24 protein-coding genes are annotated in these 24588 nt (G+C 53.7%); 16 read left to right on the plus strand and 8 right to left on the minus strand.

Going from position 1 to position 24588, the window contains the following annotated elements; all coding sequences use genetic code 11:
• The first annotated feature begins 86 nt into the window (after positions 1 to 86).
• From dmsD to ACOTXF_RS10640, 3 genes are all read left to right on the plus strand, one after another.
• Positions 87 to 701 (plus strand): Tat proofreading chaperone DmsD, encoded by a 615-nt coding sequence (dmsD, locus tag ACOTXF_RS10630; protein WP_045414953.1) that lies wholly within the window; start codon positions 87 to 89, stop codon positions 699 to 701.
• Positions 702 to 855: 154 nt separating this feature from the next.
• Entirely contained in the window at positions 856 to 1425 is a 570-nt protein-coding gene (locus ACOTXF_RS10635) for a hypothetical protein (RefSeq protein ID WP_045414955.1), read from the plus strand.
• Between the two features lie 86 nt (positions 1426 to 1511).
• A complete protein-coding gene (locus ACOTXF_RS10640; protein ID WP_032651684.1) occupies positions 1512 to 1736 on the plus strand; it encodes a hypothetical protein in 225 nt (74 codons plus the stop codon).
• A 134-nt stretch (positions 1737 to 1870) separates the two neighbouring features.
• On the opposite strand, the gene ACOTXF_RS10645 is transcribed toward ACOTXF_RS10640, so the two are convergent.
• Complete coding sequence (locus ACOTXF_RS10645) at positions 1871 to 3592, minus strand: SulP family inorganic anion transporter (protein ID WP_232926777.1); 1722 nt, start codon at positions 3590 to 3592, stop codon at positions 1871 to 1873.
• A 392-nt stretch (positions 3593 to 3984) separates the two neighbouring features.
• The gene (locus tag ACOTXF_RS10650) at positions 3985 to 4821 is read right to left on the minus strand and encodes a MipA/OmpV family protein (RefSeq protein WP_045414962.1); all 837 of its coding nucleotides are present in this window, start codon (positions 4819 to 4821) and stop codon (positions 3985 to 3987) included.
• Between the two features lie 203 nt (positions 4822 to 5024).
• Between ACOTXF_RS10650 and ACOTXF_RS10655 the strand changes: the two genes are divergently transcribed.
• From ACOTXF_RS10655 to ACOTXF_RS10665, 3 genes are all read left to right on the plus strand, one after another.
• Positions 5025 to 5702 (plus strand): response regulator, encoded by a 678-nt coding sequence (locus tag ACOTXF_RS10655; RefSeq protein WP_021241213.1) that lies wholly within the window; start codon positions 5025 to 5027, stop codon positions 5700 to 5702.
• Positions 5702 to 7090 carry a sensor histidine kinase gene (locus tag ACOTXF_RS10660; protein WP_047747528.1) on the plus strand — a complete coding sequence of 463 codons (1389 nt, stop codon included), beginning with the start codon at positions 5702 to 5704 and terminating at the stop codon, positions 7088 to 7090. The genes ACOTXF_RS10655 and ACOTXF_RS10660 overlap by 1 nt, the downstream gene beginning before the upstream one ends.
• Before the next feature lie 137 nt (positions 7091 to 7227).
• The gene (locus ACOTXF_RS10665; protein WP_421635262.1) at positions 7228 to 7713 is read left to right on the plus strand and encodes an RrF2 family transcriptional regulator; all 486 of its coding nucleotides are present in this window, start codon (positions 7228 to 7230) and stop codon (positions 7711 to 7713) included.
• A gap of 67 nt (positions 7714 to 7780) precedes the next feature.
• Here ACOTXF_RS10665 and oqxB read toward each other — a convergent pair whose 3' ends face one another.
• Positions 7781 to 10936 (minus strand): multidrug efflux RND transporter permease subunit OqxB, encoded by a 3156-nt coding sequence (gene oqxB / locus ACOTXF_RS10670; RefSeq protein ID WP_048967388.1) that lies wholly within the window; start codon positions 10934 to 10936, stop codon positions 7781 to 7783.
• Between the two features lie 24 nt (positions 10937 to 10960).
• Positions 10961 to 12136, minus strand: coding sequence for an efflux RND transporter periplasmic adaptor subunit (locus tag ACOTXF_RS10675; RefSeq protein ID WP_021241209.1), 1176 nt, complete (start codon positions 12134 to 12136; stop codon positions 10961 to 10963).
• Between the two features lie 337 nt (positions 12137 to 12473).
• Here ACOTXF_RS10675 and ACOTXF_RS10680 point away from each other — a divergent pair, with 337 nt between their 5' ends.
• Entirely contained in the window at positions 12474 to 12827 is a 354-nt protein-coding gene (locus ACOTXF_RS10680; RefSeq protein WP_021241208.1) for a helix-turn-helix domain-containing protein, read from the plus strand.
• A 70-nt stretch (positions 12828 to 12897) separates the two neighbouring features.
• Positions 12898 to 13215, plus strand: coding sequence for a YebG family protein (locus ACOTXF_RS10685; protein ID WP_045414973.1), 318 nt, complete (start codon positions 12898 to 12900; stop codon positions 13213 to 13215).
• Positions 13216 to 13559: 344 nt separating this feature from the next.
• Here ACOTXF_RS10685 and ACOTXF_RS10690 read toward each other — a convergent pair whose 3' ends face one another.
• Positions 13560 to 14297, minus strand: a complete 738-nt coding sequence (locus tag ACOTXF_RS10690; protein ID WP_232926776.1) for a hypothetical protein — start codon at positions 14295 to 14297, stop codon at positions 13560 to 13562.
• Positions 14298 to 15542: 1245 nt separating this feature from the next.
• On the opposite strand from ACOTXF_RS10690, the gene ACOTXF_RS10695 reads away from it, so the two are divergent.
• On the plus strand, positions 15543 to 15953 hold the full coding sequence (locus tag ACOTXF_RS10695) for a YybH family protein (protein WP_023292569.1): 411 nt from the start codon (positions 15543 to 15545) through the stop codon (positions 15951 to 15953).
• Positions 15954 to 15996: 43 nt separating this feature from the next.
• On the opposite strand, the gene ACOTXF_RS10700 is transcribed toward ACOTXF_RS10695, so the two are convergent.
• The gene (locus tag ACOTXF_RS10700) at positions 15997 to 16452 is read right to left on the minus strand and encodes a hypothetical protein (protein ID WP_234115202.1); all 456 of its coding nucleotides are present in this window, start codon (positions 16450 to 16452) and stop codon (positions 15997 to 15999) included.
• Between the two features lie 398 nt (positions 16453 to 16850).
• On the minus strand, positions 16851 to 17354 hold the full coding sequence (locus ACOTXF_RS10705; protein WP_023292571.1) for a winged helix-turn-helix transcriptional regulator: 504 nt from the start codon (positions 17352 to 17354) through the stop codon (positions 16851 to 16853).
• Positions 17355 to 17415: 61 nt separating this feature from the next.
• Between ACOTXF_RS10705 and ACOTXF_RS10710 the strand changes: the two genes are divergently transcribed.
• A complete protein-coding gene (locus tag ACOTXF_RS10710; protein WP_021241201.1) occupies positions 17416 to 17652 on the plus strand; it encodes a tautomerase family protein in 237 nt (78 codons plus the stop codon).
• 65 nt (positions 17653 to 17717) lie between these two features.
• Here ACOTXF_RS10710 and ACOTXF_RS10715 read toward each other — a convergent pair whose 3' ends face one another.
• Positions 17718 to 18602, minus strand: a complete 885-nt coding sequence (locus ACOTXF_RS10715; RefSeq protein ID WP_045415147.1) for a LysR family transcriptional regulator — start codon at positions 18600 to 18602, stop codon at positions 17718 to 17720.
• Between the two features lie 114 nt (positions 18603 to 18716).
• Between ACOTXF_RS10715 and ACOTXF_RS10720 the strand changes: the two genes are divergently transcribed.
• From ACOTXF_RS10720 to osmX, 6 genes are all read left to right on the plus strand, one after another.
• Positions 18717 to 19844, plus strand: coding sequence for an alpha/beta hydrolase (locus ACOTXF_RS10720; protein ID WP_150319546.1), 1128 nt, complete (start codon positions 18717 to 18719; stop codon positions 19842 to 19844).
• 49 nt (positions 19845 to 19893) lie between these two features.
• Positions 19894 to 21078 (plus strand): MFS transporter, encoded by a 1185-nt coding sequence (locus tag ACOTXF_RS10725; protein WP_232926775.1) that lies wholly within the window; start codon positions 19894 to 19896, stop codon positions 21076 to 21078.
• An 84-nt stretch (positions 21079 to 21162) separates the two neighbouring features.
• Positions 21163 to 21786 carry a glutathione S-transferase family protein gene (locus ACOTXF_RS10730; protein WP_048963159.1) on the plus strand — a complete coding sequence of 208 codons (624 nt, stop codon included), beginning with the start codon at positions 21163 to 21165 and terminating at the stop codon, positions 21784 to 21786.
• 159 nt (positions 21787 to 21945) lie between these two features.
• Positions 21946 to 22683, plus strand: coding sequence for a YoaK family protein (locus tag ACOTXF_RS10735; protein WP_032651667.1), 738 nt, complete (start codon positions 21946 to 21948; stop codon positions 22681 to 22683).
• A 276-nt stretch (positions 22684 to 22959) separates the two neighbouring features.
• Complete coding sequence (gene osmY / locus ACOTXF_RS10740) at positions 22960 to 23670, plus strand: osmoprotectant ABC transporter permease OsmY (protein WP_025911451.1); 711 nt, start codon at positions 22960 to 22962, stop codon at positions 23668 to 23670.
• 18 nt (positions 23671 to 23688) lie between these two features.
• Positions 23689 to 24588, plus strand: coding sequence for an osmoprotectant ABC transporter substrate-binding protein OsmX (gene osmX / locus ACOTXF_RS10745; RefSeq protein WP_023292578.1), 900 nt, complete (start codon positions 23689 to 23691; stop codon positions 24586 to 24588).

Consider the following 24588-nt stretch of genomic DNA (forward strand, 5'->3'; position numbering starts at 1 on the left):
ATGGCGTGACCGTGGTTTATTCTATGGTTTGTATTATCGGTTAACTCAGTCGCGCGGACACCCTCCGCGCGAGCAAGGAAGATGTAATGAAAGATGTCTCACATCGTGAATCGTTCGCGTTCAGCGCCCGGGTGCTGGGTGCGCTGTTTTATTTCGCACCAGACAGCGAGCAGGCCGCGCCGCTGGTGCAGGCCCTCACCGCAGGCGAATGGGTTCAGGACTGGCCCCTGCCGCCAGGAACGCTGCAGCCAGTCGCTGACACCTTTGCCGCGTCTGCCGATGAGCCGCTGAGGGACGCCTGGCAACGACTGTTTATTGGCCCTTACGCCCTGCCCGCGCCACCGTGGGGCTCCGTCTGGCTGGACCGCGAATCCGTGCTGTTCGGCGACTCGACCCTCGCGCTGCGCCAGTGGATGCGTGAGAACGCTATCGCATTTGAAATGCAGCAGAATGAACCGGAAGACCACTTCGGGACTTTGCTGCTGCTGACGGCATGGCTGGCCGAGAACGGCCGCGAGGCGGAGTGTGCTCAACTTCTGGCGTGGCACCTGCTGCCGTGGAGCACCCGCTTCCTGTCCGTGTTTGTCGACAACGCCAGGCATCCGTTTTATACCGCGCTGGGTAAGCTTGCGCAGCTGACGCTCGCGGACTGGCGATCCGGGCTCCTTATTCCGGTTGCTGAAAAGACGCTGTATCGCTAAGGGGTGTGGCTTGCTCGCGGGTAGCGGGCAAGCTGCAGTCAGAAGATGGCGTTTAAAAATTCATATCGAAACATGAGTCATGTTAAGATTAATGATATATAATGGCCTTTCCTAAAAAAATGATGCTATCTGTTGATACATACAAAATAAAAAAATGACTGGAAAACACCCTTCCGAAAATAAGTTTAAAAGGCTACTTATAACAGCCATAACATTTACCATTTTAGGTGCATGGATCTGGTATATGTCATGGACAACACGCATCTCCAATTATACCATTTTGCAAGAATCGGTTCCTGAATTGACCACGTATATTTCTGCTGGAGTCGTGATTGGCGCGCTTTTGGTTATACGTGCTTTTTTTGTGCACGCCTTTAACCAAACTTTAAAATACTTTGCCAATACTTTCTTATGCGGTTTTTGCCTTGGGTTTGTATTGAGCTTAAATGGTTATGATATTTATGTCTATCTCTTCCCGGACAAAATAATTGGCTATGAATCTGAATATGAGGTTGTCTTTCCGGGGCCTTCGAGAGGTAAGCATGGCCATTGTGAAGCGGGTCTCTGGTTAAAAGATCAGAACACCAACAGATGGATTCAGCTTTGTACAAACAAAGAATATCTGCACAGCCACCGTAAGCAGGGAATGACTGGGGTGTGGGTGACAGCCCGTGTGAATAATATTGGAAGTTACATTGTGAGTTATGAGTTTATTTATTTGTAGGCACGACCCTAACTATTTTAGTGGTGGATACGTGACGACTGTTCCTCTATTCTGCTTTTTCAGCGAGCAAGCCGGAGTCATTTTTAGTGGATAATCCCATACTTCAGAAAACCATCATTATCTTTATTCTCATCCTGTGGGTAATAGACGGAGTCAGGAAAAAGAAAAAAAAGCGTTATGACTCCGCTATAGCAGAGGCTAATGCCAGAGAACGCTATGAATGGCGCTATCTCAGATGGGGCTGGCAGGCAATACGAGTGGCGGCGGCAGTGTATATCTTTGTTCAGCTGATTCAGGTTTTACTGAGATAGATGGCAGAAGAAGGTAAGACGGGCAAGGAACATCTCACTGTCCAGGCCAACAGTAGCTGAGCCTCGGTGGTAGAAATTGTGAGTGTTCCCTGCCTGCCAGTAGCATGCGTTACGAGCCTTTCACCACTATTTGGTTATGTATCACCGACTGATTCCCCCTCACTCGCACTCTCTTTGCTCTGAATGAACCGAAGTGCCAGGTAGAGGTCTGGCGCCAGAATCATGTCATCATCATTCATTGTTGGCCGACTGTCTTTAAACCAGCGTGTTAACTCCGTTTTCCTGCCCGCAAGAATTAATTTAATCTGTCGACCTTTCAGATCGCGCTTTAACTCATTAATGGTTGCCAGGACACTGATGTCTGAATAGGTGAAGCAGGCAACGGCATCAATGACCACCCATTTAGGTTGTATGGCTGCACCATCAACCAGGTTCAATACCCGACGTTTAAAATAAGCCACATTAAAATAGGTCAACGGTGAGTTAAATCGATACATCAGCACGCCCGGGACCATTTTTATATCGGTGGTATTCCCTAACGAGTGAATCATTCCCTCTTCGTCAGTGCCCAGCAGGTGCTCAGAGGGGCGAAATACCGTACGAAGGAACTGCAACAGGCCAAGCAACACTGCAAGGCCGATCCCCTGGATAACGCCGATAATTAACACACAGCCAAACGTGAAGAAGGCCAGGCGAAAGGCCTGTTTATTTCTGCGCCTCAGGTTCCATAGCCCACGTAAATCAATCAATGACCACGATGCATACATTAGAACAATCCCTAACGCAGATACCGGAATGAATTGTAATGGCTGAGTGAAAAATACTACGATAATACCGATGACCAAGGCGGCGACCACGGAAACCAGCTGACTTTTCCCACCAACTGAATCATTCACCGCGGTCCGGGAATCGGCGCCACTGATAGCAAACCCCTGAGATAATCCCGACATAATGTTCGCAATACCCAGCGCACGGAACTCTGCATCCGCATTAATTTCGTAGCCATTTTTTGCGGCAAAACTGCGGGCGGTCAGCATCAGACTGACAAAACTGACCAACGCCAGGTTCAGCGCCGGGATCACCAAATCACGCATCGGCCCCGGCTGGAACGCCCCCCAGTGAACGACCGGTAAACCAGGCTGGAAGCCATCTCCCCCTATCGTGGCAATACCGTACTGTTGCGCAGAGGTCACCCATACCAGTGCCGTTGTTATTACAATGGCGATTAAAGGTGCTGGCCACTGGCTGCGATACGTTTTGATCACCATTAAAATAATTAACGTAAAAAGGGATATACCTACGGTTAATAAATGGCTATCTGAAAGTCGACCTGGCAAGGCGATTATTTTTTCAATAACCTGCGCTTCATCAAGCTTAATCCCCAACACCTTGCCTAATTGCCCGACGATAATCGTCACGGCTACGCCATTAAGTAAACCGGTAAGAATGGGATGAGAAAGCAGATCGGCGAGCGCGCCCAGGCGAAATTTACTGGCAAGCAAACACCACCCGCCCATCATCAATGTCATGATGATCGTCAGCTGCCAGTGCAGTTCGGGGTTTCCTGCAGAAAGCGGAAATACGACGGCCGCAATCACCGCGCAGGTTGTGGCATCTGGGCCCACAATAAGCTGGCGTGAAGAGCCAAACAGTGCGTAAGCTATCATCGGTAAAACGCAGGAATAGAGCCCTACAATTGCCCCCACCCCCGCCAGCTCAGCGTAAGCAATCGCAACAGGTAGCGCTACGGCCGCAACGGATAACCCCGCTTTAACATCATGTTTTAGCCAGCTTTTATCGTAGGCCAACAAATTTTGTAAACCGGGCATGTAGTTTAACAACAGTTTTCCGAACACATTATTCTCCGGACAGAGATATTACTCGCGTCATGTTGGCACATTTCTTAGTGAGGTTCTGGTTTTCAAATGCTCCGGACGGAGGCCGACACTGTTGCGAATCTAATAAAACGTTAACTCTTTTATTATTCTGACTGATGTTAAACGTAGTTCAGATACTGCGGCTTAACCGGGGTTGGCCGTGCCGGATGCCATGATGAAAGCAAGTGATGGAATAAATACAATGGTCATTATCAGTAAGTCTCGTTAATCGCTAATGTTGAATCATTTTGGCATAGATAGCAGGTTGTTACACACCATGAGATCGAGAGAGTCCATCACTCTTCCCGTCACCCAGCAGTACCGCCCCGCCATCTTAACCGGAGCGGCTTATAAACGTCGTTATCACATGCTCAAAAACTGTACGTTACCTTCAAACTCCCCGTCGGCGACGTTTTACGATGCACAATCGGGCTATCGCTCGCATCCCCCGTCAGCTGCGTCACGCCCGCTGAGGCAAGCACGCTCCAGCGCGAGGTGAGCTTGTGGGTCCAGTCAAGGTTCATCGACCAGGCATAAATCCCGGCCCCGGCGTCATGTCGGGCAAAGCCCGATGCGGCCGACTGGGCGGCGTTGACCCCGTAATACGTCTGCATATACTTGTCGGATCCCCAACTGCCGGTCAGCGCCAGCGTCACCGCATTTGTTGGTGAGGTATAGAGCGGGCTGCTCAAGCCGAAATGCACTGCCTCTCCGTTGTCTCTCTCAGACACCGGAACCTCAGCCTGCAGCTGCAGATTCAGCCAGTCGGTCACCTTGTACCCCAGCCCAGGTACCACGATAGCCGAGCCTTTAATCGCACCCATCCCCCGCAGCTCGTCGCTGCCGGAGCTGATGGAATCGCTGCTCACGTCTTTATCTTTACGGCCCGTTCGATAGCTCAGCGCTGCGCTGTAATCCAGGTTGCCAACATTGTTACCATAACCGATCCCTCGCGTGGTGCCGATAAAGAAGCCATTTGCCATGGAATAATCCACTACCTGAGCCGCTGAGGCGCGGGTTTTCTCTGAACCCGAGTAGCGCGGCCCCACATCCACGCCGCCCCCCAGGGTTAAGACGTTACCCTGACGCTGTTCTTCCGCCAGTACAGGCGTAGCCAGTAACGCCAGAACGACGCCCGGCACGAGGGTTTTCAGGCAGCGGTCCGAAAGTAAATGAGGGAACGTATGACGCAGTTCAATATTTCTCATTAAGGAAGTCCTTATGGATGCAAATGATGACGATGCAGGCGGTTAAACGCCGGAACGCCCATTTTGAAGCGTGACCCTAAGGTTCTTATGAGCCGAAAATGAAGAAAGACTGAAGCGCGCGCGGGCGCTGTCATCCGGACAGATTTCCTGCTACCGTTTTTTTCTTAAGAAATTCTTCATTCACGGTTGATACCGTTACCAATGTGAAAATTCTACTTATCGAAGACGACCTGGATCTCGGCAATGGCGTACGTATCGCCCTCTCAGATCAAGGGTTTGACGTCATATGGGTTCGCCGTAAAGAGGATGCGCTGCATCAGCTTGACGTCTGCGTGCCGGAACTTATTTTGCTCGACCTGGGGCTACCCGACGGCGATGGCATGAGCCTGATGACGCGTTTGCGCCAGCAGCTCAAGGGGATCCCCGTCATCATCCTGACGGCGCGAGGGACATTGCAGGATCGCCTGTGCGGCCTGGATGCCGGTGCGGACGACTATCTCGTCAAACCCTTTATTCTCGCCGAGCTGCTGGCGCGAGTGCGAGCCCTTGCGCGGCGCAGCTACGGTTTTGAGAATGAGGCGATAGAAATTCGCGGGCTCTCTCTTCATGTCCCGACGCGCCGCGTGACGGTGAGTGCGCGCCATATCGATTTAACGGCCAGTGAATACGCGCTGCTGGAAACGTTGATGCTGCGCGCGGACCGCGTGCTGACACGACGGTTTCTGGAGGAAAGGATATTCGGCAACAAAGAGAACCTCAGCAACGCGCTCGACGTGCATATGGGAAATTTGCGGCGGAAAATCGGCGACGGCTATGTGCGAACGGTCCGGGGCGTCGGGTACGTCATTGATACCGTCTCCATTCAAAAGGTGAGCGGTTAATGCAAAACGTCTGGTATCACCTGAGGCGCCCGACGCTGGTGCGCCGAATTATCATCGCCCAGATGCTTCTGCTGACCCTGCTGTGGTGTCTTTTTCTAACCTTCATTCTGTGGGAGGACCTGCGCAGCCCTCCCATCCTTACGGGCAGTAAAACGTACGAAACCGTTTTTACCCTGGCTGAGCGTATGGACGGACGTCCTCAGGATCGTACCGCCGTGCTGGAAGCCTTTAGCCAGGCCCTGCGGGAAGGTTACGGCGGAGGGGAAGATCCCGTGCTGTCGATTAACATCATCGTTCGCAAGAATAATGCCGTTATTTTTGCCTCCGACGGTGCGCCCGCGGGGATAACAAACACCCGGTTCGGCGAACTGGAGCACTTTCAGAGTGGAGATCGTACCTGGGCCAGCCGCACCCTCAAATCCCCGCACTCCGACGTGGAGGTCACCCTCTTCACGCCAGCCAGCGGCTGGAACTTCTTTATCTATCTGAACTCACGCGGGTACTACATCCTGCCGCTGCTGGTCTGCTTCCCGTTTCTGCTGTTTCCCGCGTGGCTCTCAATCCGCATTGCGATGCGTCCATGGAATAAGGTGGTCAATGAAATTACGTTACGCACGCCGGACGACCTCTCCCCTTTAAGAGCCGTACCGAAGCACCGGGAGCTTCGCCAGATGGTGGACGCGATCAACGACTTCCTTGCCAGGGTGCGTGAAAGCGCGGAAAGGGAGCGGATTTTCATCGCGGATGCCGCGCACGAGCTGCGTACGCCCCTCGCGGCGATGCGCATCAACGTGGAGGCGCTGCAGTCCTGGGTCATCAGCGAGAGCCAGAAGGAGCTGCTTGCGGGCGTGATTCGCAGCAACAGCCGCGCCGCGCGCCTCGTCAATCAGCTGCTGCTTATGATGCACAGTGAATCGCGCATTGATACGGCGATGGAACCCGTGCCGCTGACAACGCTTATTCAGGAACGAATGGCCGAGCTGGAACCGCTAGCGTCTGCGCGCAAAATTGAGCTGGAATTCTTTGCCGAGGATGACGTCTGGATCCAAGGCGTCAGGGAACGCCTGGTGTCGCTGATTGATAATCTCATTGAGAACGCCGTGAAGTACAGCCCCGAGGGCGGGCGGATTCAGGTCGACGTGAGCGCCTGCGATCGCGTCGTTCAGTTGCGCGTCTCCGATGCGGGCCCGGGTATTCCGCCTGAACTGCGGGAGCGCGTGTTCGACCGTTTTTTCCGCGATCCCAATCAGGTGCAAAGCGGCAGCGGGCTGGGGCTTGCCATCGTCAAAGCGGTGGCGCAGCAGCACAACAGCAGCGTAAACCTGAGTATGTCCTCGGAAGGCGGCCTCCTGGTGACGGTTGACTTCCCGAACCGCACGTTTAGCTAAAGCAGAACAGGGGGTTTGATCGCAAATGCCGCAGATTGCTTCAAAATAATTACCGTATTTGTTATATTGTTGTTTATTGCTTATTCACCTCTGCGGTGCCAAAAAGAACAAGATTCACCGCAACCCAGGACAGAGAAATGTTAGATTACCGCTTCCCGACAGCTTTGCAGATGGTTCTCAGCGTAGCGATGGCGGAGCAATTGGGTGAACGTTCGACAAGCGCGATTCTGGCCTACGGTCTGGAAGCAAACCCGAGCTTCATCCGCAAATTGATGGTTCCGCTGACGCGAGACGGCATTATCGTCTCAACGCTTGGCCGTAACGGCTCCATTCATCTTGGTCGCCCGCCGGAAGAGATCACCCTGCGCGACATCTACCTGTCGGTCATCGAAGATAAAAAACTGTGGGCGTCGCGCCCTGACGTACCGGCCCGCTGCGTGGTCAGCGCTAACGCCTGCTGGTACTTTAAATCGATTTCCGAAGAGGCCGAGCAGGCGTCGTTAGCGGTACTGGAGCGCCAGCGCCATACCGTAGCAAGTGCCCTGGAAGCGGTGAAAAACGCCGACAGCAGCGGCTGGGATCCGCTCCCCGACCTCATCGCCCAGTATCAAAAAACATCGTAACGTTTTACCTGATGCGAAAAAAAACCGCCTTCACTGTGAAGGCGGTTTTTTATTATCAGCAACGTCCCTACGCGGGCAGCACGTCCCTTTCCTCTTTCTTCCCACGCGTGACGAACTTACGCAGCGTCACGTAGAACACCGGCGTCAGGAACAGACCAAACAGCGTCACCCCCAGCATACCGGAGAACACCGTGATCCCGGTGACGCCACGTACTTCCGCACCCGCGCCGTGGCCGAGGATCAGCGGAATGGTCCCAGCAATAAAGGCGATGGAGGTCATCACAATCGGGCGTAAACGCAGGCGGCACGCCTCCAGCGCGGCTTCCATAATGCCTTTACCCTGAATTTCCAGCTCGCGGGCAAACTCCACGATAAGAATGGCATTTTTACAGGCCAGCCCCATCAGCACCACCAGCCCCACCTGCACGAAGACGTTGTTATCACCCCCGGTCAGCCAGACGCCAAACAGCGCAGAGAGCATGGTCATCGGCACGATGAGGATCACCGCCAGCGGCAGCGTCCAGCTTTCATACAGCGCCGCCAGCACCAGGAACGCCAGCAGCACCGCGACCGGGAAGACGATCAGCGCCGTGTTGCCCTGGGTGGCCTGCTGGAAGCTCAGATCCGTCCATTCAATGTTCATCCCGTTCGGCAGGATCTGCTTAGACATCGCGTCCAGCTGCGTCATCGCCTGTGCAGATGAGAGCACGCGCGGGTCGGCATCGCCAATCAGGTCCGCCGCCGGGTAGCCGTTGTAACGGATCACCGGATCGGGCCCGTAGGTGGTCGTGATGTTCACCATACTGCCAATCGGCACCATTTCGCCCTGGCTGTTGCGGGTACGCAGATTCGCAATATCTTCCACGCTGTCGCGGAACTGCCCGTCGGCCTGCGCCATCACGCGCCAGGTACGCCCGAACTGGTTGAAATCATTGACGTACGACGAGCCCAGATAGGTTTGCAGCGTCCCGAAAAGATCGGTCAGCGACACGCCCTGCGCTTTCGCCTTGTCGCGGTCAACCTGGACGTCCAGCTGCGGCACGTTAGCCTGGTAGGTTGAGATCGGGAAATGCATCCCCGGCGTCTGCATAATCGCTCCGGACATGGTGTTCACCGCATTTTGCAGCGCGCCATAGCCCAGACCACCGCGATCCTGAATGTACAGGGAATAGCCCGACCCCTGACCCAGCCCTAAAATCGGCGGCGGCAGAATAGAGAAGCCAAAGCCCTGCTGGATTTGCGCGATTTTCGCGTTAATCTCCGCGTTAATTTCCGCCGCGGAATGTTTACGCTGGTCGAACGGCTTCAGGCCAAAGAAGACCGTTCCGGTATTCGGCGTATTGGTGAACTGCAGCGCGTTCAGCCCCGGAAACGCGACCGCATAATCCACGCCTTCGGTATTCATCCCGATTTCGCTCATTTTGCGGATCACCGCATCGGTGCGGGCCAGCGAGGAGCCTTCCGGCATTTTCACGCCGCCAATCAGGTAAAGCTTGTCCTGGGTGGGAATAAACCCGCCGGGCACCGCTTTAAACATGACGCCTGCGGCACAGAGCAGCAGCAGGTAAACCACGAATACCGCGCCGCGTCGTCCCAGCGTTTTGCCCACCAGCCCCTGATAGCCGTTTGAGCTGCGGAGGAAAAAGCGGTTAAACGGACGGAAAATCCAGCCGAACAGACGATCGATAAGCCGGGTCGGGAAATCTTTCGGCGCGCCGTGCGGCTTTAACAGCAGTGCCGCCAGCGCCGGAGAGAGCGTCAGCGAGTTAATCGCTGAAATCACCGTCGATATCGCGATCGTCACCGCAAACTGCTTGTAGAACTGGCCGGTAACGCCCGACAGAAACGCCATCGGCACAAACACCGCGCACAGCACCAGCGCAATCGCGATAATCGGCCCGGACACTTCACGCATCGCCTGGTGCGCGGCCGCAAGCGGCGCAAGCCCCTCTTCGATATTTCGCTCGACGTTTTCCACCACCACGATGGCGTCGTCCACCACGATACCGATGGCGAGCACCAAGCCGAACAGGCTGAGGGTATTCAGCGAGAAGCCCAGCAGGTAGAGAATGCTGAAAGTACCCACCACCGACACCGGCACCGCGATCAGCGGAATGATCGACGCGCGCCAGGTTTGCAGGAACAGAATCACCACCAGCACGACCAGCACCACGGCTTCCAGCAGCGTTTGCACCACCGCACGGATCGAATCACGCACAAAGACCGTCGGATCGTAAGGTGCCGCCCACTTCATGTCTGCCGGGAAGCGCGTGGACAGTTCGTCCATTTTCGCGCGCACCGCGTTAGACAGATCGATGGCGTTCGCCCCCGGCGACTGGAAGATACCAATCCCGACCGCGTCTTTATTGTTCAGCTGGGAACGCAGGGCATAGCTCCCGGAGCCCATTTCAATCCGCGCCACGTCGCGCAGGCGGACGACCGTACCATCCTGCGTTGTTTTCAGGACAATATTGCCAAACTCTTCTTCGGTATGCAGGCGGCCCTGGGCGTTAATGGAGATCAGGAAGTCGCTCTCTTTCGGCAGCGGCTCGGCGCCAAGCTGACCGGCGGAGACCTGTACGTTTTGCTCCTGCATCGCCGTGACCACGTCCGAGGTGGTCAGCCCGCGCGCCGCCACTTTATTAGGGTCCAGCCAGACGCGCATCGCGTACTCACCGGAGCCGAAAATCTGGATCTGGCCGACGCCGGGCAGGCGCGCCAGCTCGTCCTTCACCTTCAGCGTGGCGTAGTTGCGCATATACAGAGAATCGTACTTACCGTTTGGCGAAAACAGATGCACCACCAGCGTCAGCGTGGGCGACTGCTTCTGGGTGGTAATGCCCAGACGCCGCACGTCCTCCGGCAGACGCGCTTCGGCCTGCGCGACGCGGTTCTGCACCTGAACCTGCGCCTGATCCGGGTCAGTCCCCGGACGGAAGGTCACGGTGGTCACCAGCACGCCGTCCGAGCCCGCGACGGATTTCATGTACATCATGTTCTCGACGCCGTTGATCGCCTCTTCCAGCGGCGTCGCCACGGTCTCGGCAATCACTTTCGGGTTGGCGCCCGGGTACTCCGCGCGCACCTGCACGCTTGGCGGCACGACGTCAGGGTATTCGCTCACCGGCAGCAGCGGGATGGCGATTAACCCTGTGATAAAAATCAGAATCGACAGGACGGCAGCAAAGATCGGCCTGTCGATAAAAAAGCGGGAAAAGTCCATGGGTTGGATTCTCAGGTCAAGGGATCAGTTGAGGGCGGCGCTGGCGGTCATGGCAACGGTTTTGGCGTTAACCGGCATACCCGGCATAAACACTTTCTGTAAACCCTCGACGATGACTTTGTCGCCAGGGTTCAGCCCCTGCCGCACGATGCGTAAACCGTCTGCCAGACGACCCGGCGTAATGTCGCGACGCTGCGCTTTCCCCTCTTTATCGACGATATAGACGTATTTACGATCCTGATCGGTCAGCACCGCCTTGTCGTCGATAAGCGTGGCTTTGAACTCCGCGCTGCCCGGCAGGCGTACGCGGGCAAACAGTCCCGGCGTGAACTGACGCTGTGAGTTATCCAGCAGCGCGCGCATGCGGATGGTCCCGGTGCTCGGCGTGAGCTGGTTATCCAGGAAATCCACTTTGCCCTGATGGGGATAGCCCTCCTCGCCCGTCAGGCCAATCTCAACCGGCAGCGCCGTGTGATTGCTGGACGCCCCCTGCCCGCTGCGGGCCAGGTTTTGATAGTGAAGGTAGGTTGACTCGTCCACGTCAAAGTAGACGTACACCGTCTTCTGCGAGACCAGCGTGGTGAGGACGCTGGCGGTATCGCCCGCAGTCACCAGGTTCCCGCTGGTGATCAGCGCCCGGCTGGCGCGACCATCGATAGGCGCGGTCACTTTGGTGAAGTCTAGGTTGAGCTGGGCTGCGTCAACCGCCGCCTGCGCGGCGCGAATGTCGGCCTGCGCCTGAACGGCAGCCGAGCGGCGCTGCTCCCACTCTTCCCGTGAGACCAGATGGGTATTGATCAGCTTATCGGTACGGTTAGCCTCACTTTGCGCCAGGCTGGCCTGCGTTTTAGCTCTCGCCAGGTTCGCCTGCGCCTGTTCCAGCGCGGCGCGATAGGTACGGTCATCAATGGTGAACAGCACCTCGCCCTTTTTCACTTCCTGGCCGTCGGTGTAATTCACCTTATCAATGTAGCCGGACACGCGCGGGCGCAGCTGAACGCTCTCCACCGCTTCAATCCGGCCGTTAAAGCTATCCCACTGGCTAATCGATTTCACCACCACGTCAGCGGCACTCACGGCAGGCGCAGGTGGCGCGGCATTTTGCGCGACGCTGTTATCGCATCCGACGAGCAGCACGGAGAGCAACATGGCCCCCAGCGCGCTCAGATGAGAATTACCCCAGGTTTTTTGCAGGCTCATTATTTTTATTCCGATAATTGTCGCCACCGGGCAAGACGCAGCAGGAGGCACCGCGCCACTTCCTTTGTCCGGGAGCTGTCTTAAGGCCATTTGTGTCGTTCATCGCCACAAAACTGTAACAGTTGCGAATACACTATTCGCGGCGATTGTAGGAAGGCGCTTAACTAAGTGCAAGAATAATTGTTGCACTTTATGTGCTATTTGAGTGGATGTGAAAAGACCCGTTTCGGTCAGGGATTTAAATGCAACAATAAAACTTGCAATTACTGCAAAAACGCGCCACCTTTAAATGCAACAGACAAAGATACTTTTTCATCCGCTGCGTGGGGGTAACCAGATGAACACTGGCGCATTTATGCATGATTTACTCGACTGGATCGACAACAACCTGGACAGCCGCCTGGACATTGAGACCGTCGCCAGGCGTTCCGGCTACTCGAAATGGCACCTCCAGCGCCTGTTCAAAGAGCATACGGGCTATCCCCTCGCCGGGTATATTCGCGCGCAAAAGCTGCAAAAATCGGTTGAGCGGTTATCCCACAGCGACGAACCGATTCTGAACGTGGCGATCGCGCTGGGCTTTGACTCCCAGCAGTCCTTCAACCGCAGCTTTAAGCGTCAGTATGGTCAGGCGCCCGGAGCATGGCGACGCAGTATGGGTGGCCCCGAAACGCAGCAGCTTCACCAGTAATGCATATTTTGCTGCAACGTCGATTTGTTGCTGCTATACTGTATATAAATACAGTATAGCGAGGTGCACGATGGCTGTTGAAACAAAATTTGTTGTCGTAAGAAAAGGTGAAGAGAAAATGACATTTGCCAGTAAGAAAGAGGCTGACGCTCACGACAAGCTGCTCGATATGGCAGACGCGTTCACCGACTGGCTGTTGCAAAGCAGAATGCAGATGGATGAAACGCAGGCTGAAAATCTTGGCCTGTATCTCGCCGAGCAGAAAGAGACCGTGCAGCATATTCTGCGTACCAGCAAGCTTCCCGATCTCACTGCTCCAGCTGTAGCGGATACAACTGACTCCGATGCGGCTGACACGAAAAAAATCAGGGCTGTGAAAGCGGCCTGATTGTCAGAAAATCATCACCGTTCTGGAAGCCGTATGTAGTATGGGGACTGCCTGCCTTGGCTTTTCTCCTTTTGATTTTTATGGTTTTGAAATACGGCTCCAGCCTTGGAAAAATATCACTAGTAGCATTTACTTCTCTGGTTGTGGTTGTGGTTGTGGTTGTTTAATATAGAGTTTTTCGAACTGATATGTTATCAGTATCAGTGGATAGAAAATATTTTATGTCCAAGTGATTAAGGGAAATTTAAAGAGTGAAGAAAAAAACAACTGGTGCGGCTCGATGGTTGCAGCCAGCTCTTATTGGAAATATCTTTGGTGGGTTCGCATGATAGATTAACTTTTAATCAACATTGCGAGTAGTGTTTATACAAATCCTGCCCTCCCCTTTGCACTACTTTGAAAACATTACCCGGTTCATTACACATGCGACTTTCATAAAAGTTATCCGTTGTTATATTATATAAACAGATAAGACGTATTCCATAAGTAATATCTTCGCGATCACGAGGAATTACTTCATGTTCCGTTCCATACCAATATAGTTTGGCTTTATCGCCCTTTGCAATAAATGGAGCGGGCTCACCAAAAGACTCTTCATACTCAAATGTAAGTTTTTCTCCACCACAAACCATATTAATCATGCATTTTGTATAGCTTGTGCTATAAGATAAGTCTGATCCAGTATTGGGTTCGTATACAGTTACACTTTTTCTCTCACGATATACAGATTCTATGGTAACTGTTCTGCGGTTAAGTTCCTTAGGTAACCTTAGGTTTAGCTCATAATCTTGTTTATGCTGGCAACTTGATGGTAAGTTTGTAAAGGGAAAAAATAAACCTTTTTCTTGCATAAGGTTTTTTCGCATCAAATCTCGAAATTGGATGAATTCAACTGAGTATGTATGAAAAAAAACAAGGAGTGTCAGGATAAAACCAAACAGGCTCAGTAATAAAAATGGTACATAACATATAAATATGTCTGTGCTGGATGAATAATATGCACCTATAGAAAGTGAAAATAAAATCAGACCAAGTAATACAGCTAAACATGCAGAACTTCCACGACTTCCTTTAGTATCCATTCTTCTGAACTCGATGCAATCGCAATCTCCTAGCCAGCATATCCTATAGCTATTAGGTGATATTTTATATGCTATAATAAAAAGATATCCGGTTTTGGGAATGCATTCAATTGAATTAAAATGTGGTGTAACTGGTCTCAGATCATAGTAACTTAAATAAAAGTAGAACTCATTGTAGGTGATTCTTACATATGAGGCATTGTTACCTTTCTCATCACACATCCTGTCGATTTTTACCTTATCAAAAGGCAACCTGAGGCACTTATACATATCTTAGCGACCTAAATTATGTTGGATATTTATATTTTAACACAAATTATATAACAAACAGTACATGAAAACAATTCATGCATTTTAAGCATAAATCCATGAAATATATTCACAAGATGAATTGTTCATTACCAGAAAACTGAACTTACCAACCTGAGCGTCAAAGCTGATAATTTCTCCGTTCCGTCTGACTTGCATCCAGCAGCGGACCTTTAATTATTGTCAATGTGATGGTATTTCAGCAAAATGAGGTTGCCTTTAAGTATGACATTTTTATACAGTCACCAACTATTGAATCTAGCTCCTGCAGAAGTTACTGACTCACAAAATAAAGGATACACGGGGTCGGGCTTTGCGGACTCCTCCACTGAATAAGCCCCGCAAACTGTATCGCAGCGTCTACAAAACTACGCGGCACCATTCTAATAATCCAGGTGCTGAATATCGCTGGAAATGTAATCGTAAAAGAGCCGGGGATGGACTACTGGCCAAGCGCGAGACTATGCATGGCGGATAGAAGCGTGGCCGAGACTACACACCATTGCTTTATTTTCCGATCAAAAAGATTGGCAAACCGTTGAATGAAATATTCAGCGAAGTATATGGCCGTCTTGATGCCACCGATCCTGTATTCTGGTTGGTCCCGCAGCATGAGCATCAGCGAAGGGAATTAGTCTGAATTGGCGAAAACAGTTTTTATCCGGGTCTGGTTGTTGATGAGAACGGAATTCTGCAACAGGTAAATACTTCAATTACGAAAAACGACGTTAAGGTTAAAACAACACCTCTTTCCTGCTACGGGTGCGGCCATCATCCGCAATGAGAGCTATTGCAAACTTCCGCTTTTCGCTCTTAGCAAACCAAACGTTACCTCCATACCTCTTCCCCAACGCTACCAACCACAAAACCTGGTAGCTATACAAACACGCCAGACTGTTAAGTTAATACGCTTTCCCCCTCTATGAGAAAATACACATGACCCCACACCCGCTACGCCAGATAATCGAATCCTGCGATCGCGCCATCACCACCAAAAACTATGACGCGCTGATGAAACACTACGCCGAAGATGCAGCTCTGGTGGTCAAGCCCGGAATGGTTGTTAAAGGCAAAGACAACATCCGCAGCGCGTTTGTTGCCATCTCGGATTATTTCCAGGACCAATTGATTGTGGAACAAGGAGAGATGCAGGTGATCGAAGGCGGTGACAATGCCCTCGTTATCATGGAAACCGTTTTGCGTTTTCCTGATGGTCAGGGTGGAATAACGGAAATGTCGCGCCGCGCGACCTATGTTTTTCGGCAGGAAAGCGACGGTCGCTGGCTTTGTACTATCGACAACTCCTACGGCACGTCGCTTCTGGATACCGGGAACCGATCGCGTTAATCACACTTTCAAAGGGGCGCTGCCGCCCCTCCACGCCAGCCCCTTAATGCGCAGTAATGCGCGGCTGCTTCACAAACTCAGTCAGCAGCCACACCATATCGTGCAGCAGGCCTGTCAGCTCCTTCACTACGTGAGCGGGCAGCGTTCCCCCCATAACGGCTTGCGTCAGCGCCAGAACATAGTCCACCTGCGTTAAGGTGTCCTGCCAGCAGTCGGGCACGCAGGAGTTGGTTTTCTCACCCATGATCAACTGTTCAATCAGGTATGGCGGAAGATCGGCATCGCAGAGTGCGCGCAGCCTGCGCAGAGCCTCAAGGAGACGCTCGCACAGCGCAGTACGGCTCGCGACATCATCGGTTTCGACCAGCACGCTCACCAGCGCGGCGCAGTTGTCGGCGACCTCAAAGAGATCGGCATCGGCCGGAAGCGGTCGGGAGATACGTTGCAGAATGACGTTTTCGTCAGATGGAAGGTAAGTCAGGGTTGGGATAGTAGCCATCGTAAGGCATCCTCAGTGTATAAATTGGGTGAACCACCCGATGAGTTCCTACGCTCGAGGGGGTAGCGCTGACAGAGGTAGGAATACCGCCCACAGAGAAAACGGCCAGCCTTGCGGCTGCTCCGTCAGCGCCACCGCAATTTTAACGAGATCGGCGCTGTCGCGACATATAAATATCGCTCTGTAGATGCGGGTTCCTACGCCCGATTGCGGATGTGCCGCAACGCAGGCACTTTACGACCGCGCCCCGCAGAGGAAAAGACATCACGCTGAATTTCATAAGGTTACTTTGCGGTTTGCGAGGCGCCTTCCAGAATGACAACGCTGCCCTAAATTTTAAGGATATCAATCACCGCTCTCGCTGGGCTTTGACTCCCGGCATTCCTTCAACCGCAGCTTTAAGCGTCAGTATGGTCAGGCGCCTGGGGCATGGCGGCGGAGTATTGGCTGTCGTGAAACGTTAACCGAACGTTTTTAGGATCAACGAACTTACCGTCGACGGTAACATAGGCGCTATTCACCACTTCTCCACTTTCTTTGTCTGTTAAGGCAATATGTGGTGCGTCGTGCAGTATGTTTTTATGACCCCACTCCATCAAAGAGAAAAGAATCGGCGCAAGGCTGCGGCTTTTGGCGGTAAGAACATACTCATACCGTTCACGCGCCCCTTCTTCCTGATAAGGGATTTTGCAAAGCAGGCCGAGTTCAGTCATTTTTTTTAACCGGTTCGCCAGCGTCTGCCGGGTGATTTTTGTATGATCCCGTATCGTTTCAAAGCGTGTTACCCCATAAAACGCCTCTCTCAGAATCAACAAAACCCATTGATCGCCAAGAAGCTCAGCGGCCGCCGCTAACCCACAAAGCTCAGGTAATAAGTACGGTAATGATTTATTTTTTGACATCTCTTCGTTTGCCTCGTAACCTGAGTATGATTTAAAGACTCAGTTATTTAAGGAGAATACAATGCCCTTCGTAAATGTGCAAACCATTAAAGGAATGATGAATTCGGAGCAAAAAAAAGAACTGCTACGTCGTATGACTGACCTTATTGTTGAAATTGAGGGAAACGGCGATCCTGAATTCCGGCGTTCAGTATGGATCCGTATTGACGAGCATGAACCGGAACAGTGGAGTCTTGGGGGAATACAGCCCACATCTGAAATGATTGCTGCAAAATTTGCCTCACCACAGCGGTCCTGATTTATTTTTAGTCATAGCTCACCGGCGGGCAGTTTGAATGTCCGCTCTCGTGATGTTATGCCGCCCTAAATTTTCAGCGTATCGATCACAGCCCTCAGGGCAGGCGACACGTTGCGGTGCGGATAATAGAGATACAACCCGTCCATGCGCAGGCTATAGCGCTGTAACACCCGGATAAGCGTTCCGCGCTCCAGATCGTCAGACACCAGCTCCACCGGGACATAGGCCAGCCCAAGCCCCAGCCGGGCGGCCTCGGCTTCCATGTAGCTGTCAAACAGCGCCCATTGCCCCTCTGGCCGATGGGTGATTTTTTTCCCGTCCTGCACCAGTTCCCACTGATAGTCACTACCGTCAGCAAACTGGTAGGCAATGCAGGGATGAGCCACTAAATCGGCTGGCGTCTGCGGAAAACCGTAGCGTCTGAAGTGTTCCGGGGCAGCCACCGCGGCCATTTCCATATCAGGCGTGATACGCACAGCAATCATTCCCTGCCCCACTTCCGGCCCCAGTCTGACACCCGCATCGAACCGCTCGGCGATAATGTCGACGAAGCGGCTTTCATTGATCAGTTCCAGCCTGATGTCCGGGTAACGCTGTTTAAAAATGGCGAGCTTTGGCAGCAGACATTTATCGATAGCGTGCTGGCTGGCATTAATACGCACCGTGCCGGACGGCGTCTGACGATAGTGTGCCAGGGTCGCCAGACCCGTATCGAGCGTATCGAATGCAGACTCGGCGGTCTGATAAAGCTGTTCCCCGGCATGGGTGAGCGAGAGCTTGCGCGTGGTGCGGACCAGAAGTTGAACGCCCAATCGCTCTTCCAGCTCGCGAACCGAGCGGCTGATCCCGGATTGCGCCAGCCCAAGCCGAAGCGCGGCCGCCGTGAAGCTCCCCTCCCGTACCACCTGCATGAACAGGTACAGCTCATTATAGTTTTCCCGTTTCGCCATCATCCCCACCCATTTATAACAATATGATATGAATCCTAGCAGCTTTCGCCCTCTAATCAGCACTATTTCTGCTAACTATAATGACCGCAACACAACAACCCAGGGTTCATTTCTATGAAAACATTTACCCAAAAACTGTCCGTTGCGATGCTGCTATGTGCATTATTAAGTGGAGTGACAACAATGAGTTATGCAGAAACCACCAACCCAAACGCGCCTGTTTCGATGGTGAGCACATGGGATAAAACCTTTGCCGAAAGTGACAAAGTCGATCACCGTAAGGTGTCCTTCCAGAACCGATACGGGATCACTTTGGTAGGCGATCTGTATCTTCCCAAAAACCGCGGCGACCGCAAGCTGGCGGCGATTGCGGTCAGCGGGCCATTTGGCGCGGTCAAAGAGCAGTCCAGCGGCCTGTATGCGCAAACCCTGGCAGAAAATGGGTTTGTAACCCTGGCGTTCGATCCGTCCTATACGGGCGAAAGCGGTGGCCAGCCGCGCAACGTAGCGTCTCCGGATATCAACACCGAAGACTTTAGCGCGGCGGTGGACTTCCTCGGTTTGCAGAAAGAGGTTGATCGTAACCGCATTGGTATTCTCGGCATCTGCGGCTGGGGCGGTATGGCGCTCAACGCAGCATCCATGGACACCCGCGTGAAGGCGGTCGCCACCAGCGTGATGTATGACATGAGCCGGGCGATGGGCCACGGCGTGGGCGACGGGAAAGATCGCTATTCAACGTCTGACCGCCGTGCCGTTCTGCAGTATCTGAACGCACAGCGCTGGAAAGATGCTGAGAACGGTACCTTCGCGCACGGCGGCCATGACATTTATGTCGATGAGAACGGCAAGGTGACGGCAGCTGAACGTATTCTGCCGGAGGCGTTACCTGACAACCCGAATCCGGTACTCAAAGAGTTCTTTGACTACTACCGTATGCCGCGCGGCTTCCATGCGCGCTCCGTCAACTCCACCGGCGCGTGGACCGCGACCACGCCATTATCATTTATGAATATGCCGCTGCTGAGCTACGGCAGGGAAATTACTATCCCAACGCTTATCGTAACCGGTGAAAAGGCACACTCCCGCTACTTTGCGGAAGATGCGTTTAAAGCGGTCGGCAGCAAGCAGAAGGAACTGGTGATTGTTCCGGGCGCAAACCATGTCGAGCTCTACGATAATGCTGCCGGGAAGATCCCCTTCGGCCAGTTTGAGCAGTTCTTCAAAACCAACCTGAAATAAACCTCTACGCCACCCGCCCTATACGGGTGGCTCTTTGTGAAATCTGACTATGTTTACACTGAGCCGCACCACATCACAGAACACAGAGCATGCACACTGGAGTGGCGTTTTTGCCATGACCCTGTGCGTATTTGTCTTGATTGCCTCGGAATTTATGCCCGTCAGCCTGCTTACTCCCCTTGCCAGAGATTTGGGCGTTACGGAGGGTCTCGCTGGCCAGGGGATCGCGATTTCCGGCGCGCTGGCGGTGCTGACCAGCCTCTTCCTTTCCCGGCTTGCCGGGAATATAAACCGCAAACACCTTCTTCTGGGCATGACGCTCCTGATGGCGCTCTCGGGGATGATTATCGCTTTCTTCCCAAACTATCTGGTTTACATGACAGCCCGCGTGCTGATCGGTATCGCTATAGGCGGGTTCTGGTCCATGTCTGCCGCAACGGCCATTCGCCTTGTTCCGCCGCATAAGGTTGCGCGCGCGCTGGCCATTTTCAACGGCGGTAACGCGCTGGCAACGGTGGTGGCCGCCCCGCTTGGCAGCTATCTCGGGGCCACTATTGGCTGGCGCGGCGCATTTCTTTGTCTGGTGCCCGTGGCGATAGTCGCGTTCATCTGGCAGTGTTTAAGCCTGCCTGACATGAACGCGCGTAAAAACGGTACATCACGAGGAAGTGTTTTTCGGTTATTCCGCCAGCCTGCCGTTTCCGTTGGTCTGCTGGCCTGCGGCCTGTTCTTTATGGGGCAGTTTGCGCTGTTTACCTATCTGCGCCCGTTCCTTGAAACCGTCACCCGGGTGAGCGGAGCCGGGCTGTCGCTAATTTTGCTCACCATAGGCGTTGCAGGTTTTGTGGGCACCCTTTTCGTTGCCCTGGTGCTTAATGCCGCGTTTTACATAACGCTGATCGCGATCCCTCTACTGATGGCGGTCATCGCAGTCGCGTTGATTCTCGCCGGGCATAACGTGTGGATTGTGGCCCTGCTGTCAGGCCTATGGGGGATGCTGGCAACATCAGCGCCGACGGGGTGGTGGACGTGGATTGCGCGAACGCTGCCGAAGGATGCTGAAGCAGGCGGTGGACTGATGGTCGCGGTGATCCAGCTCGCCATTGCGCTCGGCTCAACGGCGGGCGGTATAGCCTTCGATCGTTATAGCTGGCAGAGCTCGTTTGCATTGAGTGGCATAGTGCTCCTCTTTGCGGCAGCGCTAACGTTTCTGCTTTCGCGTCTTCACAAATAACGCGCCGGATGATTTTTTGACGCTTTTCTTCACCGATCGTGTATTGTTTTTAAACAATAACATCCTCTAAAGGACACCTGCGCAATGATCAGCATCCTCGGCAAAACCACCTCCATCAACGTTCGTAAAGTGCTCTGGACCTGCGAAGAAGCGGGCATAGCCTATCAGCAGGAAGATTACGGCAGTGGTTTTGCCTCAACGGAAACGGATGCCTTCCGCGCCCTGAACCCCAACGCCATGGTGCCGGTGCTGATTGACGGTGATTTCGTGCTGTGGGAGTCCAATTCCATCTGCCGTTATCTGGCGCGCAAGGCCGAACGTCACGATCTGCTGCCCGCAGAACCGCATGCCTGCGCCAACGTTGAGCGCTGGATGGACTGGCAGGCCACTGAATTTAACAACGCCTGGCGCTATGTCTTCCCGGCGCTGGGGCGTAAAAACCCGGACTTTAACGACCCTGAGCGCATTGCGGCGGGAATCAAAGAGTGGAACCACTGCATCACCATTCTGGAAAACCAGCTGCAGCGCACCGGGGCCTTTGCGGCGGGCGAGACGTTTACCCTCGCGGACGTGGTGCTTGGGCTGTCGGTGAATCGCTGGAAAATGACGCCGTTTGATAAGCCAGACGTACCCGCCATTGAGGCCTGGTTCGAGCGCCTTAACCAGCGTCCGGCATTTTTGCATCACGGCAATAACGGCATGATATAAAACTTAATGCCTGAATGAATACCGCAACGAGGCTGTTTTATTTAATTACGAAACCCTGATTGTCGTCAGAGGGAATAATAATTAAGCCATATCCTGGACAGCCCATTGCACCGCTTTGCTAGCCTGAATAGTCAGGCAAAGCTCAACCCGGAGGTATTCTTGCTGATTAAACTCAAGAAAGAACGAACGCACCAGGAGGATCGCCGGCTTGCTCTCTGGCTGGCGACCTCAGCAGGTTTGCTGAACGCCATCGCCCTCGGGGCATTTGGCTTTTTCCCCTCACACATGACCGGCAACACCTCACAGTTATCCAGCGAAGTTTCTTCTACCGATCTGAGCGATATGATTTTCTTCGGCTCGATAATTCTCTCTTTTGTGGCTGGCGCCATTATTGCGCGCACGATCGTGATATGGGGAATTATCCATAACGTCAGGCTGGTTTTTTGCCAGATCCTTTTTGTCGAGGGGATATTACTGACCGGCGTTTCCTTCTACGAAATGTATTTCCATGCGCTCACCAGCAATCGCGAAATTATTCTATTTCTCTGCTTTCTGATGGGCATTCATAATTCCACCTCCACGCAGCTTTCCGGCGGACGGGTAAGATCGACGCACATTACCGGCACGCTAACGGACGCGGGGATTTCCCTGGCCTCCGTCATGGTGGCGATGCTGCGCAGGGATTACTCCAAAGATACGGCGGCGCAAAAAAGCCAGCTAAAAACCCACTTAACCACCCTGTTTTCGTTCATTACGGGCGGCATCGCGGGGTTGCTGCTGTTCCGATGGATTGGCTTTAACGCCATGCTGGCGCTAGGCGTGATGCTCGCGTTTGTCGCCACCGTCTCAATAATCACCGTCTCGTCGCGGGTTCGACGGGTTCGCGCCCCTCTATGAAGGTAATGACCTGTACTCGGCATAAAAGCCCTTTAGATGTGACACTGTCACATTGAAAGATTCGCTTTAGGACTATTCTGCCCGCCCCACAATCAGGCCTTATGCCATAAGGCCTGACCTCAGGTTGCCACTAGTTTCATAGGGTTACTGATTTTCCCCCTTCGCTGGAACCCTTCCCAAACGCTTGCTATAGGTCAATTACCCCTGCCGAAACATGGCATAACAACAGGCAACCGGTGGTTGCTATAACGCATGCGCACAGGGAGACACACCGCAATGCACCCATTACTCAAACGTTCGCTGCTGTTTGTCGGCGCCATTATCGTGGTTCTCGCCCTCCTCGTCTGGGGGATCGGGCTGGAGACCCTCAGAGCGCGTCAGGTTGACCTGATCTATCTCGGGCAACAGCATATGATTCTGGTTTTCTCATCAATGTTCTTTGCCCTGCTGGTGGGTATTCCGGCCGGTATTCTGCTGAGCCGCCCGGCCGCGCGGGGTATCGCCGAATATGTGATGCAAATCTTCAACGTTGGCAACACGCTGCCGCCGCTGGCCGTGCTGGCGCTGGCGATGGTGGTGATTGGTATTGGCGATACGCCGGCCATCATCGCCCTGTTCCTCGCCTCGCTGCTGCCGATCGTGCGCAACACCTATGCCGGGCTGTGCTCGGTCCCGCCGTCGCTGCTGGAAGCGGCAAACGGCATCGGGATGACCAAATGGCAGCGTCTGCGCCAGGTGGAGCTGCCTGCCGCCTGGCCGGTCATGCTCTCGGGGATCCGCATCGCCACCGCCATTAACGTCGGTACCGCACCGCTGGCGTTCCTGATCGGTGCCAGCAGCTACGGCGAGCTGATTTTCCCGGGCATTTACCTGAACGATTTCCCGACCCTGATCCTCGGCGCGGCGGCCACCGCCCTGTTCGCCCTGATCCTCGATACCCTGCTGGCGGCGCTGGGTCGCGTGATGAGTCCCCATCTCGCTCGATAACAATAACAAGGAGCTTTTATGAGACTGATATCCAGCCTGGCGGCGCTGTGTGCCGCGGCGCTGTTCACCGGCCAGACCATTGCGGCCCCGCTGATTCTGGCGACCAAGAGCTTTACCGAGCAGCACATTCTCTCGGCGATGACCGTGCAGTACCTGCAAAAGAAAGGCTTTCAGGTGCAGCCGCAAACCAATATCGCCACGGTGATCTCCCGCAACGCGATGATCAACAAGCAGATTGATATGACCTGGGAGTACACCGGCACGTCATTAATCATCTTTAACCACATCAACAAGCGCATGTCGCCCCAGGAGTCTTACGAGACGGTGAAACGTCTGGACGCGAAGCACGGTCTGGTCTGGCTCAAGCCCGCCGACATGAACAACACCTATGCGTTCGCCATGCAGCGCAAGCGCGCCGAGGCGGAACATATCAACACCATGTCGGACATGGTGGCGAAGATTGAGCAGATCCGTAAAACCAACCCGGACAAAAACTGGCTGCTGGGCTTAGACCTGGAATTCGCCGGGCGCAGCGACGGCATGAAGCCGCTTCAGGCCGCCTATAAGATGGACCTGGACCGCCCGCAGATCCGCCAGATGGACCCCGGTCTGGTCTATAACGCGGTGCGCGACGGCTTCGTCGACGCCGGGTTGATTTATACCACCGACGGGCGCGTGAAGGGCTTCGACCTCAAGGTGCTGGAAGATGATAAAGGCTTCTTCCCGAGCTATGCCGTCACCCCGGTGGTGCGTAAGGACACGCTGGAGGCCAATCCGGGCCTGGAAGAGGCGCTCAACACCCTCTCGGCCCAGCTCAACAACGACGTTATCACCGAACTGAACAAGAAGGTGGATATCGACCATCAATCACCGCAGCAGGTCGCCCGTGATTTCCTGCGTAGCAAACAGCTGCTGTAG

Origin of the sequence: Enterobacter cloacae complex sp. IR53041, from assembly GCF_049238285.1 — a bacterium.
GTDB lineage: Bacteria > Pseudomonadota > Gammaproteobacteria > Enterobacterales > Enterobacteriaceae > Enterobacter > Enterobacter roggenkampii.